General features: G+C 32.7%; 16 protein-coding genes. 4 read left to right on the top strand and 12 right to left on the bottom strand.

Going from position 1 to position 15,968, the window contains the following annotated elements:
* Positions 1-15: 15 nt before the first annotated feature.
* Positions 16-417: a DUF983 domain-containing protein gene (locus BMZ09_RS11830; RefSeq protein ID WP_090840846.1), complete on the bottom strand. Its 402-nt coding sequence runs from the start codon at positions 415-417 to the stop codon at positions 16-18.
* 202 nt (positions 418-619) lie between these two features.
* Here BMZ09_RS11830 and BMZ09_RS11825 point away from each other — a divergent pair, with 202 nt between their 5' ends.
* Positions 620-1,504, top strand: coding sequence for an AraC family transcriptional regulator (locus BMZ09_RS11825; protein WP_090840844.1), 885 nt, complete (start codon positions 620-622; stop codon positions 1,502-1,504).
* A gap of 93 nt (positions 1,505-1,597) precedes the next feature.
* Here the strand turns inward: BMZ09_RS11825 and BMZ09_RS11820 are convergent, their stop codons facing one another.
* Positions 1,598-2,500 carry an EamA family transporter gene (locus BMZ09_RS11820; protein ID WP_090840842.1) on the bottom strand — a complete coding sequence of 301 codons (903 nt, stop codon included), beginning with the start codon at positions 2,498-2,500 and terminating at the stop codon, positions 1,598-1,600.
* A 432-nt stretch (positions 2,501-2,932) separates the two neighbouring features.
* Between BMZ09_RS11820 and BMZ09_RS11815 the strand changes: the two genes are divergently transcribed.
* Entirely contained in the window at positions 2,933-4,795 is a 1,863-nt protein-coding gene (locus tag BMZ09_RS11815) for an OmpA family protein (protein WP_090840840.1), read from the top strand.
* Positions 4,796-5,030: 235 nt separating this feature from the next.
* Positions 5,031-5,210 carry a hypothetical protein gene (locus tag BMZ09_RS11810; RefSeq protein ID WP_090840837.1) on the top strand — a complete coding sequence of 60 codons (180 nt, stop codon included), beginning with the start codon at positions 5,031-5,033 and terminating at the stop codon, positions 5,208-5,210.
* 85 nt (positions 5,211-5,295) lie between these two features.
* Here BMZ09_RS11810 and BMZ09_RS11805 read toward each other — a convergent pair whose 3' ends face one another.
* The 3 genes from BMZ09_RS11805 to BMZ09_RS11795 all read right to left on the bottom strand — a co-directional run bounded on the left by BMZ09_RS11805 (position 5,296) and on the right by BMZ09_RS11795 (position 7,061).
* Positions 5,296-5,748, bottom strand: coding sequence for a TlpA family protein disulfide reductase (locus BMZ09_RS11805; RefSeq protein ID WP_090840834.1), 453 nt, complete (start codon positions 5,746-5,748; stop codon positions 5,296-5,298).
* A complete protein-coding gene (locus BMZ09_RS11800; protein ID WP_090840832.1) occupies positions 5,749-6,393 on the bottom strand; it encodes a thiamine phosphate synthase in 645 nt (214 codons plus the stop codon).
* A gap of 80 nt (positions 6,394-6,473) precedes the next feature.
* Positions 6,474-7,061: a thiamine phosphate synthase gene (locus tag BMZ09_RS11795; RefSeq protein ID WP_090840829.1), complete on the bottom strand. Its 588-nt coding sequence runs from the start codon at positions 7,059-7,061 to the stop codon at positions 6,474-6,476.
* A gap of 267 nt (positions 7,062-7,328) precedes the next feature.
* On the opposite strand from BMZ09_RS11795, the gene BMZ09_RS11790 reads away from it, so the two are divergent.
* Entirely contained in the window at positions 7,329-8,333 is a 1,005-nt protein-coding gene (locus BMZ09_RS11790) for an LLM class flavin-dependent oxidoreductase (protein ID WP_090840827.1), read from the top strand.
* A gap of 303 nt (positions 8,334-8,636) precedes the next feature.
* On the opposite strand, the gene BMZ09_RS11785 is transcribed toward BMZ09_RS11790, so the two are convergent.
* The 7 genes from BMZ09_RS11785 to thiC form a co-directional block, all read right to left on the bottom strand.
* The gene (locus BMZ09_RS11785) at positions 8,637-9,506 is read right to left on the bottom strand and encodes an outer membrane beta-barrel protein (RefSeq protein ID WP_090840825.1); all 870 of its coding nucleotides are present in this window, start codon (positions 9,504-9,506) and stop codon (positions 8,637-8,639) included.
* 265 nt (positions 9,507-9,771) lie between these two features.
* Positions 9,772-10,830, bottom strand: a complete 1,059-nt coding sequence (gene moeB / locus BMZ09_RS11780; protein ID WP_090840824.1) for a molybdopterin-synthase adenylyltransferase MoeB — start codon at positions 10,828-10,830, stop codon at positions 9,772-9,774.
* Positions 10,830-11,942: a 2-iminoacetate synthase ThiH gene (thiH, locus tag BMZ09_RS11775; protein ID WP_090840822.1), complete on the bottom strand. Its 1,113-nt coding sequence runs from the start codon at positions 11,940-11,942 to the stop codon at positions 10,830-10,832. Before thiH ends, moeB begins: the two co-directional genes overlap by 1 nt.
* Positions 11,943-11,946: 4 nt before the next feature.
* Positions 11,947-12,765, bottom strand: coding sequence for a thiazole synthase (locus BMZ09_RS11770; protein ID WP_394364790.1), 819 nt, complete (start codon positions 12,763-12,765; stop codon positions 11,947-11,949).
* Positions 12,746-13,366: a thiamine phosphate synthase gene (gene thiE / locus BMZ09_RS11765; RefSeq protein ID WP_090840820.1), complete on the bottom strand. Its 621-nt coding sequence runs from the start codon at positions 13,364-13,366 to the stop codon at positions 12,746-12,748. The genes BMZ09_RS11770 and thiE overlap by 20 nt, the downstream gene beginning before the upstream one ends.
* Positions 13,363-13,962, bottom strand: coding sequence for a thiamine phosphate synthase (locus tag BMZ09_RS11760; RefSeq protein ID WP_090840818.1), 600 nt, complete (start codon positions 13,960-13,962; stop codon positions 13,363-13,365). The genes thiE and BMZ09_RS11760 overlap by 4 nt, the downstream gene beginning before the upstream one ends.
* 107 nt (positions 13,963-14,069) lie before the next feature.
* The gene (gene thiC / locus BMZ09_RS11755) at positions 14,070-15,929 is read right to left on the bottom strand and encodes a phosphomethylpyrimidine synthase ThiC (protein WP_090840816.1); all 1,860 of its coding nucleotides are present in this window, start codon (positions 15,927-15,929) and stop codon (positions 14,070-14,072) included.
* Positions 15,930-15,968 lie beyond the last annotated feature (39 nt).

Here is a 15,968-nt window from a genome sequence, read left to right as displayed (position 1 = left end):
ATTTAAACTAATTGTTTATTGGCTATTTTTAAATTGCAATGCTTTTGTTTTATCATATTTCATAAAGATGTTAATCCAAATATTTCGAGAAATTCTAAGTATTATAGGAAGTAACAATAACATCACAATTATTAATATAATATAAGAGGTCATAAAAGGAAGGTTTAAGAGGTAAAAGGTTATAAAAAATGAAATACTTCCAAAAAAGATACCTACCGGATAACTAACATACATCGCTCCAAAAAAGAAAGAAGGTTCAATCTTATACTTGGTGTTGCAATGGCTACAACGCGCTTCCATAGTTAAAGTGCTTGTAACCTTATAAGGATTAGGGACAGTATACATGCTTTCGTTTTGACAAACAGGACAACTTCCACTTAAAATACTATTAATTTTGGTGCCTTTTAAAATTTCCATAATTTATGATTTATATCAATTAATTATAATGCTTTACTATACAAAAAACTTAAACAAGTTATATGTTAAATAGTCTTATAGTGTTGTGCGTTTACAGTGGTAAATATTACTACTTATGTACTACAAAGATAAGCTATGTCTAAAATGGTATTGTTGTAAGAATGTCGCTAATATTTGTATATTTAGGACATATTTTAGAATTATGAACACAATACCAATTTTAAATATTGAAGAGTTTGAAGAAGATTCCTTTTCAAATTTTTATAGTAACGATTTAAGTATTCACTTAAAAAACAATGCACAAATGGTGCACAAGCCTCATAGTCACAATTTTTATCTATGTGTCTTTTTTTTAGAAGGAACAGGAACACACGAAATAGATTTTAGTAGTTATGACGTGCTTAAGGGCAGTGTCTTTTTTCTAAGACCTGGACAAACACATAGTTGGTCTTTTACTAGCGCTCCAAGAGGTTATATCTTTTTTCATACCCAAGAATTTTATGAATTCTATTTTTTGAATAAAAGCATTACTCAATTTCCGTTTTATTATTCTTATGAAAATCCACCATATTTAGTTTTAAATGAAACAGAAATCAAGAATATTAATTCTAGATTTGAAGCTATAAATATAGAGTTTCACAAAACAGATATCTATAAAAAGCAAAAATTAGCAAGCCTTATTAACCTTACTTATATTGATTTATCTCGTATTTACACTACTATAGATGCCAAGATGGAAGTTTTGTCATCGTCATATTTAAATGCATTAAGTGTTTTAGAACAAACTATTGAAGCCTTCTATAAAACAGAAAAATCTGCAAAATTTTATGCCGATAAATTAAGTATAACAGTTAAACATTTAAATAGGATTACTAAGTCTACTATCAATAAAACCACAACGCAATTAATAACAGAACGTGTATTATTAGAAGCTAAACGATTAATAGTACATTCTAAAAATTCCTTTTCTAGAACAGCAGAAACCTTAGGCTATAATGATTATGCGCATTTTTCTAAACTTTTTAAAATGAAAGTAGGAATAACGCCTTTAGACTTTAAGAAGCGTTACGAAATTAATGATGACTAATTGTTTGTTTAAACGCGAATACATTGGATAAAATAGAGTAGCAGCCGTATTTACAAGCTTAATATGGTAAAACCAATTGTTAAATTTAAGTAATTAGTTGGAATATAGAATTAGAAACACACCAAGCATAATCCCTGCTAAAGGAATCAATTTTTGACGTTTATTCTGCTCTTTAAAGACCAAACCGCCAATAACAACAGCAATTATAATCTGACTTCTTTTTATGGCAGATAATAACATGATTAATGCATCAGGATCTTGTAAAGCTTTAAAATAGAAATAATCGGCAGCTTGCAGTAATACCCCGACAGCTACAATAGACCATCTAAATTTAAATGCTTTTCGTTTTTTTGAATACGGAAACCAAGTTATAGATAAGATTACTAGTAAAATTAATATGGTATAAAGGCAAAACCAAAACTGTAATGTTTGCGGATTTAAATGTAATGTTTGGATCAGGTATTTATCATACAATCCACTTGATGCACCTAAAAAGGTAGCTCCAATTATTGCAAATATCCATTTGTTACTCTTAAAATTAATACCTTCTTTTTTTCCAATTTTAGAATACAGTAATACTGAAAAAATAATAAGAAAAAATCCAATCCATTGGTAGGGATTAGGACTCTCTTTATAAATTACAATTGCACCAATAAACGTAAAAAAGGGTCCTGCGGAACGTATAGGCGTTACAATAGTTATAGGTAAATGTTTTAAAGCCTGATAAGCTAAAACCCAAGAACTAGCCATGATAATGGATTTTATAAAAATAAAACCATGCAATTGCCATGACAATTCCTGAAAATGGTAACCATGCGCTAATGCATACTCTGGGTATATAAAGGACAACATATAAAAGGTACCCACAAATAGAAAGCCACTAGACACTGTCCCTAAAAGTACAGGAAAAACCTCATTGCCTTGTACTGCATGTTTTTTACATAAGTTGTGTAAACCTAAAAACAATGCTGCTAATAATCCTAAATACATCCACATGGCGCGAATATAGTTGTTTCGTTAATTTTCTAATTAATTTAATTGCAATTTTTAATGGTAATTAGTGATTCATTTTAGTGTGCATGTTCTATGTAAGTCCCAAAACAAGAGTACTCTAACAGATTTTTACTGGTTTTTATTTAGAAATAAAAATAATATGTAAAATTCGCAAAATATCAAAGTGACAAATATCAACACAAAAACCAATAGTCTTACTAAATTTTACCAATAATTAATTACGATTCTTTAAACAAATGCTCTTGGTTTTATCAAATCCATAATGCCCGATACCACTGGTCTCACATCGATTTTAAAATATTTAAAATAAATATTCATTGTTATAATCAGATGTTGTTTATTTGCAAGCCTTTTCAGAAAATTCGTATAAAATCGAATAATTTACTAAAGGAATAATTTATTAAAATTTAATTTATGAAACATTATTACAAGATTTTTACATTAACATTAATTTTTGGGTTTTGCGCACAATTAGCGTTTGCTCAAGATACTGAAAACCGTTGGTCTTTTGAGACTGGTTTAAGTACTATAGATCTTTACCCTGTTGGAGAGAACAGTCCTCAAGGTGATTATTTTGACGAGTTTTTTAACCTTAACGATCATTACAATTTAGGTTTTTACGTAGGTGCTACTAGAAATTTTACTAGTAACTTATCGTTAACAGCTAAAGGTACAATTGGTAAAATTAGTAAATGGGGAGATTTAGGTCAAGCTGATGAAAGTGTATTAGTTGATAACCTTAAATATTACGGACTTGATGGTATGTTAAACTATTCTTTTGGTCAAGGAAAATTACAACCTTTCGTAGGAATTGGTGGTGGTTATACTTGGATTGAAGAAGGTCTTTATAACACATCTACTGCAGATGCAACTAATAGTTTAATAGGTGCAGGAACAGCAAATGGTTCTGTAGGTGTTAAATACTGGGTTAGCGAAAGATTTGGTTTAAAATTACAAACTACTTACAAGCATTCTTTTGAAGATTACTTACCTAAGCATTGGGATCATAACTTTGGTATTGTTTACAAACTTGAAAAAGGAGAAGACAAAACAATTGAAACTAAATCAGTTTCTCAAAACAAAAAACGTTGGTCTTTTGAGGCTGGTGTAGCTGTTGTAGATCTTTACCCTGTAGGAGAAAATAGTCCTCAAGGTGATTATTTTGACGAATTTTTTAACCTTAACGATCATTATAACTTAGGTGTTTATGCTGGTGTTACAAGACATTTTACAGATCATTTATCTGTAACTGCTAAAGGTACTGCTAGTGAGTTAAGCAAATGGGGTGATTTTGGACAAGCTGACGAAAGTGTTTTAGTTGATAATTTAAAGTATTACGGACTTGACGGTATGGTTAACTACAGTTTTGGTCAAGGAAGATTACAACCTTTCGTAGCAATTGGTGGTGGTTACACATGGATTGAAGAAGGTCCTTTTAACACATCTACTGCAGATGGTACGGATAGTTTAATTGGAGCAGGAACAGCAAATGGTTCTGTTGGTGTTAAATATTGGGTTACTGATAATATTGGTGTTAACGTTCAAACTACTTACAAGCATTCTTTTGAAGATTACTTACCTAAGCAATTTGTACATAACGTTGGTTTAGTTTACAAATTAGGTTCTGAAAGAAAAGCTAAAGAAGTTGTAAACAATGATAGAGATGAAGATGGTGTACCAAACGATTACGATTTATGTCCTGATACATTTGGTTTAGCTGCTTTTGGTGGTTGTCCTGATACTGATGGTGACGGTGTTGCTGATAAAGATGATTTATGTCCTAAAGTAAAAGGTTTAATCGAATTTGGTGGATGTCCTGATACTGACGGTGACGGTGTTGCTGACAATAAAGACAAATGTCCTGATGTAAAAGGTACTGATAACGGTTGTCCTGCTGAAGTTAAAGAAGTAGTTAAAACTGTTTCTAAATCTATTGAAGGAGAAAGAAAAGTATATTTCCCTTACAACAGTGCGGAATTAGATTTAAATGCTAAAGTTATTTTAGATGATTTAGCTAGCGATATGACTGCAGATGCTGCATACAATGTTTCTATTGTAGGTCATGCAGATAATAGAGGTTCAGTTGGTTATAACGATAATCTATCTGTAAGAAGAGCACAAGCTATTAGAAACTATTTAGTATCTAAAGGGTTTACTTCTGCTTCAATCTCTACTAACGGTGTTGGAGAAGCGCAACCAGCGTCTACTAACAATACTGATTCTGGAAGAGCAATTAACAGAAGAGGTGTAATAACTATAAATATTTCTGCTAAGTAAATATTTAATTTATTGTTAATTTAAATTGTGCTATCATATTTATATGATAGCACTTTTTTTATGCGGTAATGTCTTGTAGAAAGTGATGCCTGAAGTAAAATAAGCACAAAATAGTTAGATGTTATATTTAGTGATTATACTTTCTGTTTAACCATTGATAATTAAAAAGATGAAGTAATTATTCTTTTATTAAGTTATTCTCATACCTTTAAAGAATAACCAATAAACCAGTATTATGAAAAACAAAATTTTTGCGCTATTAATGATTTTTACATTTTCAACATCTATGCTAGCTATAGAGATTAGAGGGAAAAGAAAGGTGCCATCTCAAGGATATGCACAACAACAAAATCAGGATAATTCTAATTTAATTGAAGATGGTACTAATACAGAATCATTTAAGGATAAATTTTAAAAAGAATAGAAAAACAAACTAGACCTTACAAAGTGTTAGAGCACTTTATAAGTTATGTTTTATTAAGTATTCAGAAAAAGTAATGTTATTGAGCATTACTTTTTTTTTGCACTAAACTTTCAATAGCGTAGAACAAGCGATTTTGAGCGTTTTCTTGAGATCCAAAAACAGAACGGAACAATTCACCTTTATCAGAAATTAACAGCCATTGTGGCGTACCTTCTGCGTTAAACTGATCATATACTTTATGGTTTTTATCGATGTAAATAGGAAATGGATTTTCACCACTAGTAAAAATAGCTTTAATAGAAGCTTTACTACCTTCTCTGTTAACAAAATCACTGTGTATACCTATAACTTGAATAGAGGGGTAGTCTTGCATAAATTGATATGCTAACGGTATAGCGCGTCCTGTGCAACCCAAACAATCATTATTATACATAATTAGTAACAAAACTTTGTTTTTATAAGCGGACATTAAATTTACTGATTCGCCTTCTAAATCCGTTACTGCTATAGTCTCTATACGTGTATTCATTTATTCAAAAGTATGACGCTGTTCTTGTGTTGACGATGCGTTTAATAATTGGTTAAATAACTTAATACTATCAAAATCTTGAGTGATTGCATCAGAAGCAGCAATACCCGAAATATCAGTATTTAAAAGCGGTGTTACATCTTGTAAGCTTACACCGCCATAAGCTAGAATTGGAGTCGGTGTTTTTAGTACATCAGTAATCGCAGTATAACCACTTAAACCTAAAGCAGTCTTTGTATTGTTTTCTGTATCAGAAGTTTTAAACGGTCCTAAATAGATATAGTTAATTTGATGATCTAATAGGTTTTCGCAATCTGCAAGGGTATTGGCATAACCTCCAATACTTTGCCAAGTATACAAATGCTTTTTAACAAAAGTTACTGTTGCCTCAGAGGCTTCTAATAACACACCATCCGCTTTTATATCTTTTGCTAGTTTATAAAAATCAGTTATAATCAATCTAGTTTGATAGTGCGTTGTAATTTTAATGACCTCCTTAGCTAATTTTAGATATTTTTTTTCAGAAGCATCTTTATAACGTAACACAACTAATTCTGCACCAGAAGTACAAGCTTTTTGTATGTTTTCTAAAATATCTTTAGATGTGTTTCCTTGTGATATGTAATGTAATTTAGGTATAATCATGTAGTAATGTATTGCAATGCTTTAGCAGTTAGACAAAGATACTTTAGTTATGTGATAATAGAACGGTTTACAGTTTTAAACTAGCTATAAAATTGTTTCATTTTATTAAAGACAGCAATAGGCGTTTTACTACTCCAAATACCACCCAAAACACCAACACCTTTATAGCCTAAATTTGTAAACTTGCTTATATTGTCTGCTGTAACGCCTCCCATACCAATTATTAGCTTGTCAATAGCGGTAACATTAAAACCACGTCCACTAACGTTTGTATTAGAAATTGATGCAAAAACAGGGCTTAGTAAATGATAATCAAATTCAAAATAACAGTCTTCTAAATCTTTTGGATCATGAAAAGAAGAACTTATTGTTTTTCCAAATAAATTAAGATTTTTAAAATAACGACCAGGGTTATCAATGTTATCTATTCTTGTTTGTTCCTGAAAATGAATGCCTTTTAAATTAAACTCATTAACCAACTCATGAAAATAATGCACGACAATTCTGTTGTGATACTGTTCTTCAATTGCATGTATATAGTCAACATGTTGTTTATAATCTTTATCCGGTTTTCTAAGATGAAAATAAGCTAAACCTTCTGCAAACAATTGATTAACAAGTTTAGCTTCGTTTGGAATATCCTTTTCAGGTGAAATTACAATAATCATTAGTCCTTAATTTATGGCATTAATTGGTGATTCTTCATTAAGATGCTGCATTTTAGCAAGCTTTAATTCAGTAAAAAAAAAATAAATTTTCATCTTAATTTTATAAAGATACAATACCACAAGCATAAATCTAGTATTACAAATAGGTTAGAGGCATTATACCGTTAAACCTATCTAAAAAAGAAGGATAAGAGTATTACAATTGGTAAATTTGTAGTCTTAATTTTAGTTATCAATCAAGATAAACACAAACGATTGTAGACACCCATGGATACTCATAAAACATTATATTCTATATTAGACCTTGCTTTAGTTTCAGAAGGTCATACACTTAAACAAACGTATGAAAATGCGTTGCAATTGGCACAAAGTGCGGAAGCTGCAGGTTATACTAGGTATTGGTTGGCAGAACACCACAATGCACCAAATATAGGTAGTAGTGCAACGTCAATATTAATTGGTTATGTTGCGCAAGGTACTACAACCATTACCATTGGATCTGGAGGTATTATGCTGCCTAACCATTCGCCATTAATTATTGCAGAACAATTTGGGACTTTAGCAACGTTGTATCCTAACCGTATAGATTTAGGATTGGGACGCGCGCCAGGTACAGATCGCGAAACAGCAGAAGCTATTAGATCAGATTTTATGTCTGCTGCACACGCTTTTCCAACTATGTTGGGACAAATACAACAATATTTTAAGGCAGATAATGCGACGTCAAAAGTACGTGCTACAGTAGCAGAAGGTGTAGAGGTGCCTATTTATATATTAGGATCAAGCACAGATAGTGCACATTTAGCAGCTAAAAAAGGATTGCCTTATGCGTTTGCCAGTCATTTTGCAACAACACATTTATGGGATGCTTTGGCTATTTATCGTGAAGAATTTAAGCCCTCTGAAGCACTAACAAAGCCATATACAATTGTGGGTTGCAATGTTATAATTGCAGATACAGATGAAGAAGCAGAGCGATTATCGACCTCGTTAATAAAGATGATAGTTGGAATATTTACAGGAAAACGCGATTATGTGCAACCGCCAACAGCTATGACTAACGAGTTTAGAGATATTTTACAAAACCCTCAAATACACCAAATGCTTAAGTATTCTTTTATAGGAAGTAAAGCGACTGTTAAGGCGCAAATAAAAGACTTTTTAGACAAAACTAAGGCAGACGAGCTTATTGCGGTAAACAATATTTATGGCATAAAAGATCGTATAAAATCGTATCAATTATTTGCTGAAATAATGCAAGAGTTAAATTGATTTAAAACTTTAAATAAAAACATTTATAGTATTGTATTTGAAGTTTTTATGATTTTTAAAAACAGTCTTTCAAGTATTAAAAAGGCATTGCATTTTTAGCTATATAAACTGTTATTTTAGTGTATACATTATTCCCATGACAATGGATTTAAAAGTATAAACACAATTTTGATTATGCTAATTTATACAATGTACTAAAAAAAGTAAAGCCCATTAAAACTATTGTTTAATGGGCTTTTTTAGACTGTAACAAATTGCTGCTAATCCAAAATTTTATATAATAACATTATACAATTTTTGGGTTTACATGTTTTGTTTTTTAGTACTAGTTTTAAACTTGTAAGTAATACCAAAGTTAACTCCGAAAGAAGAATATGGTACTTTTTGAGATAGTTTTTTAGAGCTATCCGTATTACTGTTTGATAAGTTATCCACGTAAGTAGTCTTTTTATTCACATCTGAAGGTAAATTATCTATGTCATAAAAACCATTTAACACAACTGTACCATCCGCTAAAACAATGTCTGTATTAAATTCTGAGATTTCAGAATCTTTACGCTTTAAACTAATACCATAATACTCAGCTTCTACAAATAATTGAAAGTTGTCATTTAAGTTAAATTTATATCCTAAAGCACCTACAAATCCAAGTGGAAAATGTCCATGAAAATCTTCTTTATAATTAGTTTCAGAGTATGATCCTAATGGGATTCCGAAAGCATCAACCTCTGCTTGAGATAATACTGTTTTGTCATAAATAACAGCTTCCGTTTTACCACCTAATTTTAATAATGCTCCAAAACGACCATAAAAGTTGTTTGTAAATTTATAAACTATAGATGTAGATGCCCCAAAAGCACGTGCTCTTGCAACTGCATCAACATTACGATTTGGAAGATCTACTTCAGAAACAGTTTGATCTGTACCGTGTAAATAACCAATACCTAAATCTACTCCAAATGAGTCGTTAAAAAAGTAAGTACCTCTTATTTGTACGTTAGCACCTTCACCATAACTTCCGTAAGAATTTTCAGTTTCAGAAATAGTAACAGTTTCACCTAACTTCATTCCAGCACTATCAAAAGCATAACCTGTACTAAGTGACATTTCAAATTGAGAATAAGACACTGTGCTCAACATTAAAGCTGTAAACACAATAAATAAATGTTTCATAATTTTTTGTTTTGATTTATTAATTTTAGAAAAAAAAGATTGAAGTTCTAGGTTAATAAACCGTGAAATTCAATCAAAACAAATATACTTTTTTTACCAATGTAAGCCCCGTAAATGCTTAAACTCTTCAATAAATTGCAGTATGTTTTATTTTTTAACAATTAAATATAAAGACTATTAAAAATAGCTCTAATTTTTAGAGAATATTATCGAAATGAGGCAACTGTAAGTTGTGCTTTTTTTAGGAATTATTACCAGTTAAATTTTAAATGATAGTCCCTTTTAAAAATAGTAAAGGCATTTTTATAGTGTTTTGATTAAGAATATTAATTGCCTTTTTGGCGCGTACACCAGATTTGCAATACACAACTACTGGTTTGTCTTGAAATATTTCAGAGTTTCGGTGATGTAATTCTCCTAACGGAATATGTTGCCCGCCTATATTGTATAATGCGCGTTCTTCCGTTTCCCGGACATCTAATAAATTATATCTTTCGGGATGTTGTTGTAGTTGTTCTAGGGTAATACTTTTATGATTATTTGGTGTAATCCCACAAATAGCGTCGTAATTGGGCTCTAAATCAGTTATGTTTATAGACGTGTTTTTATTAAAATTCAACATCAATTGCATCATGCTTAACGTGTTGTAGGTTAGTAGTTTGCCTGACAATACGTTGCCAATACCGCAGATTATTTTAATTACTTCGTTAGCTTGAAAACTACCAATTATTCCTGGTAAAACACCTAAAACACCAATCTCTGAACAGTTTGGTACTTCATTAGGGTTTGGAGTATTTGGATATAAACAACGATACGTTGGTCCGTTTTGATAATTGAAGACAGAGACCTGGCCTTCAAACTTAAAAATTGAACCAAATACCACAGGTTTGTTAGTTAAAACAGCTGCGTCATTTACTAAATAACGCGTCGGAAAGTTATCACTACCATCCACTACAATATCATATTTAGAAAATAAAGAGATGGCATTATCCACTGTTAATCGCTCTAAATGCGTTTCAAAAGTTATAAATGGATTTAATTGTGATAACCGTTTAGTAGCTATTTCAGCTTTAAGCTTACCAACATCGGCATAGTTATATAAAATTTGACGTTGCAAGTTGCTTTGTGCGATGGTGTCATGATCTATAACTCCAATAGTACCAACACCAGCAGCTGTTAAGTATTGTAATATCGGACATCCTAAACCTCCTGCACCAATAACTAACACTTTAGCTTGCTTAAGTTTTAATTGCCCTTTTTGACCTATTTCATCTAAAATTAGATGACGATCATATTGTTGTTGTTCTTGTTTTGATAGTTCCATTATTCCCAATTATTTGCCCAATCTTTCCAAACTACTTCAAGACCTTTAGTTTTTAGCATGGTTGTTATTGCTTCAGTTGATCTTTCGTCAGAGATTTCAAACTGCTCTAGAGATTGAGGTGCTACCGCATAACCACCCGGATTTGTTTTAGATTCCGCACTTATAGAAGTGATACCTAAATTGACAATATTATCTCTAAACACTTCACTTTCGCGTGTAGACATGGATAATTCTACATCTTCATCTAATAAGCGGAATGCACAAATTAGCTGTACTAAATCAGGATCTGTCATTTCTACTTTTGGTTCTAATCCTCCAGAATGCGGTCTTAATCTAGGAAAAGAGATGGAGTATTTAGTTTTCCAGTATGTTTTTTGTAAATAATTTAAATGAAGTGCAGTAAAAAAACTATCCGCACGCCAATCTTCCAAACCAAATAAGGCGCCTAATCCTATTTTATGAATACCTGCTTTACCCAATCTATCAGGAGTATCTAGTCTAAAATCGAAGTTGGATTTTTTACCTTTTGGATGGTGTTTTTTATATTCGTCTCGGTGATACGTTTCTTGATAAACTAATACGGCATAAAGTCCGCTATCAATTAACGTTTCATACTCATCTTGAAGTAATGGTTGCACCTCGATAGTGATATTTGAAAAATGCGAACGAATAAGTTGCAACGCATTATCAATATAATTTACACCAACGGTTTTATTAGCTTCTCCTGTAACTAGTAAAATATGATCATAGCCTTTAGATTTTAAAAACTCCACTTCCTTAAGGATTTCTGGATTTGTTAATGTTCTACGTGGAATTTTATTAGTCATACTAAAACCACAATAGGTGCAAATATTTTGACACTCGTTACTCAAATACATTGGTGCATACATTTGGATAGTATTACCAAAACGTTTTTTAGTTAATTGTTGACTTAATTGTGCCATTTGCTCTAAATACGGTTTAGCAGCAGGCGAAATCAGCGATTTAAAGTCTTCTAAATCTCGTTTTGGTTTATTCAAAGCATGCAAAACATCCGATTCTGTTTTATCAAAAATGCTTTGTAACGTGTCTTCCCAATTGTATTTATCAAATACGTCTTTAAAACTGCTCATACGCTTAATTTAAGAAACTAGTTAACGGACTGCTTGCCATAGCTTTTTTATTAATCACAGGTGCTAATTTGGCTTCGTAAGCTAATCTACCAGCTTTTACAGCAAGCTTAAAAGCTTCAGCCATTTGCACAGGGTTTTGAGAAACTGCAATGGCTGTATTAACTAAAACGGCGTCTGCACCTAATTCCATTGCAAACGCAGCATGAGAAGGCGCACCAAGACCCGCATCTACAATAACGGGGACGTTACTTTGATCTATTATAATTTCTAGAAATTCTTGTGTTTTAATGCCTTTATTACTTCCAATTGGCGCCCCTAAAGGCATTACACATTGCACGCCAACATCTTCTAAACGTTTGCATAAAACGGGATCTGCGTGAATATAAGGCATGACTACAAAACCTAATTTAACTAATTTTTCTGCTGCTTTTAAAGTTTCAATTGGGTCTGGTAATAAGTATTTTGGATCGGGATGTATCTCTAATTTAATCCAATTGGTTTCCAAAGCTTCTCTTGATAATTGTGCTGCAAAAATGGCTTCGTTTACATCACGAACGCCAGACGTATTTGGTAATAAATGTATATTAGGATGCTTTAAATGACTTAAAATATCATCTTGTTTATCTTTTACATCAACCCGTTTTAATGCTACGGTTATAAGCTCACTCTCTGAGGTTAATAAAGCATCTTCCATTATTTTAGACGAACTAAATTTGCCTGTTCCTGTAAATAATCTGGAGTTAAATTGTTTATCTGCTATTTGTAACATAGTATGTATTGTTTTCTTTTGATGACTATCTTGGTTATTGTGTGATGTCAGCATTGATTAATGTCTTAAAATTTAAAATTGAATTAAAATCACGAGTAATTTCGCCGGAAACAGCAATACCATGAACACCTGTTTTTATAATAGAGGAAACATCTGTTTGAATAATGCCACCTATAGCTATAATTGGTGTTTTTGTTTGTAATTGTTTTACTAATGATGCATACCCTTGTTGTCCTAAAACAGGACTTAAGTTGGCTTTAGTTTTGGTAAATCTATAAGGTCCTAAACCAATATAATCTACCTTTTTATCTATTAATATTTGACAGTCTTCAAGCGTATTTGCTGTTCCTCCAATAATTTGCCATGTTTCTAAAGTCGCTCTAGCTATTAGTGGGCAGGTATCTGATTTTCCTAAATGAACACCGTCTGCTTGGGCTTGAATAGCGATTTTATAATGATCGTTTATAATTAGTAAAACACCATGTTTTGAGGTGATTTCTCTTGCTTTTTTTGCGGTTTCTAATACCACGTGGTTAGTCTCGTTTTTTAGTCGTAATTGTACTAAGTCTATTCCTGAAACGCAGGCTTTTTTAATGTTCTCTAAATGTTGGGTAGGAGAGGCGCCTTGTGATATATAATGTAGTTTTGGTATCATATTATTTTATTTAATACTGCCTTTTTTAATGCTATAAATTGATCAATAGGATTTTTTGTATTCCAAATACTCCCTAAAACTGCAACACCTTTAAAACCTAGGGATAATGCTTGCGGTATAGTGTTAACAGTAATACCGCCCAAAGCAATAATTGACTTATCAATAGCGGTAACGTCAAAACCTTTACCGGAATAGTTTTTTTTTGATATCGAATCAAATATTGGACTTAGTAAATGGTAATCCAATTGAAAAGAACAATTAGCCAATACTTCAGGATTATGAAAAGAAGCACTAATTGTTTTTCCAAATAGGTCTAAATTTTTTAAATATGGACCAGGATTATCGATATGATCTATTCTTTTTTGTTCTGTAAAATGAATCCCTTTTAAGGGGAATGTATTAACCAGTTTATGATGATGATGGACTACAATTTTATGATGGTATTTAGTCTCTATTTGATTTAAATATGAAACATGCTCTTGATAGTTTTTTAAAGGTTTCCTTAAATGAAAACACTCTAAACCATTATGAAACAATATGTTTAATGTTTCAGTTTCTTGAGGCACATCTTGTTCTGGAGCAATGACAATGATCATGTGTTTTTGAGTTAAGGATTGCAATGAAAATCCTTTTGCTTTTTCTGCAAAAGATTGTAATGGAAAGCCTGCCCACGCTTTTTTTGCGTGGGAACTTCCTAATTATTTTATAGATATACTTCGGAACCTTTGGCTTTAAATTCTTTAGATTTTTCGTCCATTCCTTTTTGAATGACCTCGTTATCTACAATTTTGTTTTCGGCAGCAAAATCACGTACTTCCTGAGAAATTTTCATGGAACAGAATTTTGGTCCACACATCGAGCAGAAATGGGCGATTTTAGCACCAGCTGCTGGCAACGTTTCGTCGTGGTACTCTCTAGCACGTTCGGGATCTAATCCCAAATTAAATTGATCTTCCCATCTAAACTCGAATCGTGCCATACTTAGTGCATTATCGCGATGTTGTGACCCTGGATGCCCTTTTGCTAAATCGGCAGCATGAGCAGCCAATTTATAGGTTACTACACCAACGCGGACGTCCTCTTTATTTGGTAAACCAAGATGTTCTTTTGGCGTTACGTAGCACAACATAGCGCAACCATACCAACCAATCATGGCAGCTCCAATTCCGGATGTAATGTGATCGTAACCAGGTGCAATATCTGTGGTTAATGGCCCTAATGTGTAAAAAGGAGCCTCGTCACAAAGCTCGATTTGTTTCTCCATATTTTCTTTAATCATGTGCATTGGTACGTGACCAGGACCTTCTATAAAGCATTGTACGTCATGTTTTCTTGCAATTTGTGTTAATTGGCCTAAGGTTTCTAGCTCAGCAAACTGCGCTTCGTCATTGGCATCTGCAACAGATCCAGGACGTAAACCATCACCTAAAGAAAAAGCGACATCGTATTGTTTAAGAATCTGGCAAATGTCTTCAAAATGAGTATATAAAAAGCTTTCTTTATGATGGGCTAAACACCATTTAGCCATAATAGAGCCACCACGAGATACGATACCCGTAACGCGATTGGCGGTCATAGGTACATAACGTAATAAAACACCTGCGTGAATGGTAAAATAATCGACACCTTGTTCTGCTTGCTCTATTAACGTGTCTTTAAAAATCTCCCAAGTTAAGTCTTCTGCGACACCATTTACTTTTTCTAAAGCTTGATAAATAGGTACGGTACCAACGGGAACAGGGGAGTTGCGAATAATCCACTCGCGGGTTTCATGAATGTTTTCTCCGGTAGATAAATCCATGATGTTATCTGCACCCCAACGACACGCCCAGACTGCTTTTTCCACTTCTTCCTCAATAGAAGAGGTGACTGCTGAGTTACCAATATTGGCATTAATTTTAACCAAAAAGTTGCGTCCTAAAATCATAGGTTCGGCTTCTGGGTGATTAATATTGGAAGGTATTACGGCGCGACCTCTTGCAACTTCAGAACGTACAAATTCTGGTGTGATTTTATCAGGAATAGAGGCTCCAAAATGCTCGCCTTTATGTTGCTTTCTTATTTGGATCATCTCATCAATACGCTGGTTTTCGCGGATAGCAATGTATTCCATTTCTGGTGTGATAATACCTTGTTTGGCATAATGTAACTGGGTTACATTTTCTCCTTTTTTAGCACGTAATGGCTTTTTTAGTAGCTTAAAACGCATGTGGTCTAAACTTTTATCGTTTAGACGCTGATTACAATAGGTAGAAGAGTAGGCGTCTAATTGTTCTACATTATTACGTTGTAAAATCCAAGATTCACGAATGCGCTCTATTCCGCTATGGATATCGATTTGCTTGTTTGGGTCTGTATACGGACCCGAGGTGTCGTACACTGTTACTGGCTGGTTAGGTGTTTTCTTTTTAGTCATAGAATCCACGGTGTCGCTCAACTCAATTTCGCGCATAGCGACCTTGATTTGTGGGTGAATTTTACCACTAACGTAAATCTTTTTAGAATTAGGAAAAGGGTTTCTGGTAATGCCGCCTTGTTTAGGCGCAGTATCTTTGTTTTTCATCGTTTAAGGGTTGATTATTTTTGGTCTTTTATTGTATTG

Source organism: Olleya namhaensis, from assembly GCF_900114005.1.
GTDB classification, from domain to species: Bacteria; Bacteroidota; Bacteroidia; order Flavobacteriales; family Flavobacteriaceae; genus Olleya; species Olleya namhaensis.
The sequence above is the reverse complement of the archived record's forward strand: the minus strand, read 5'-3'. Positions and strand labels throughout refer to the sequence as shown.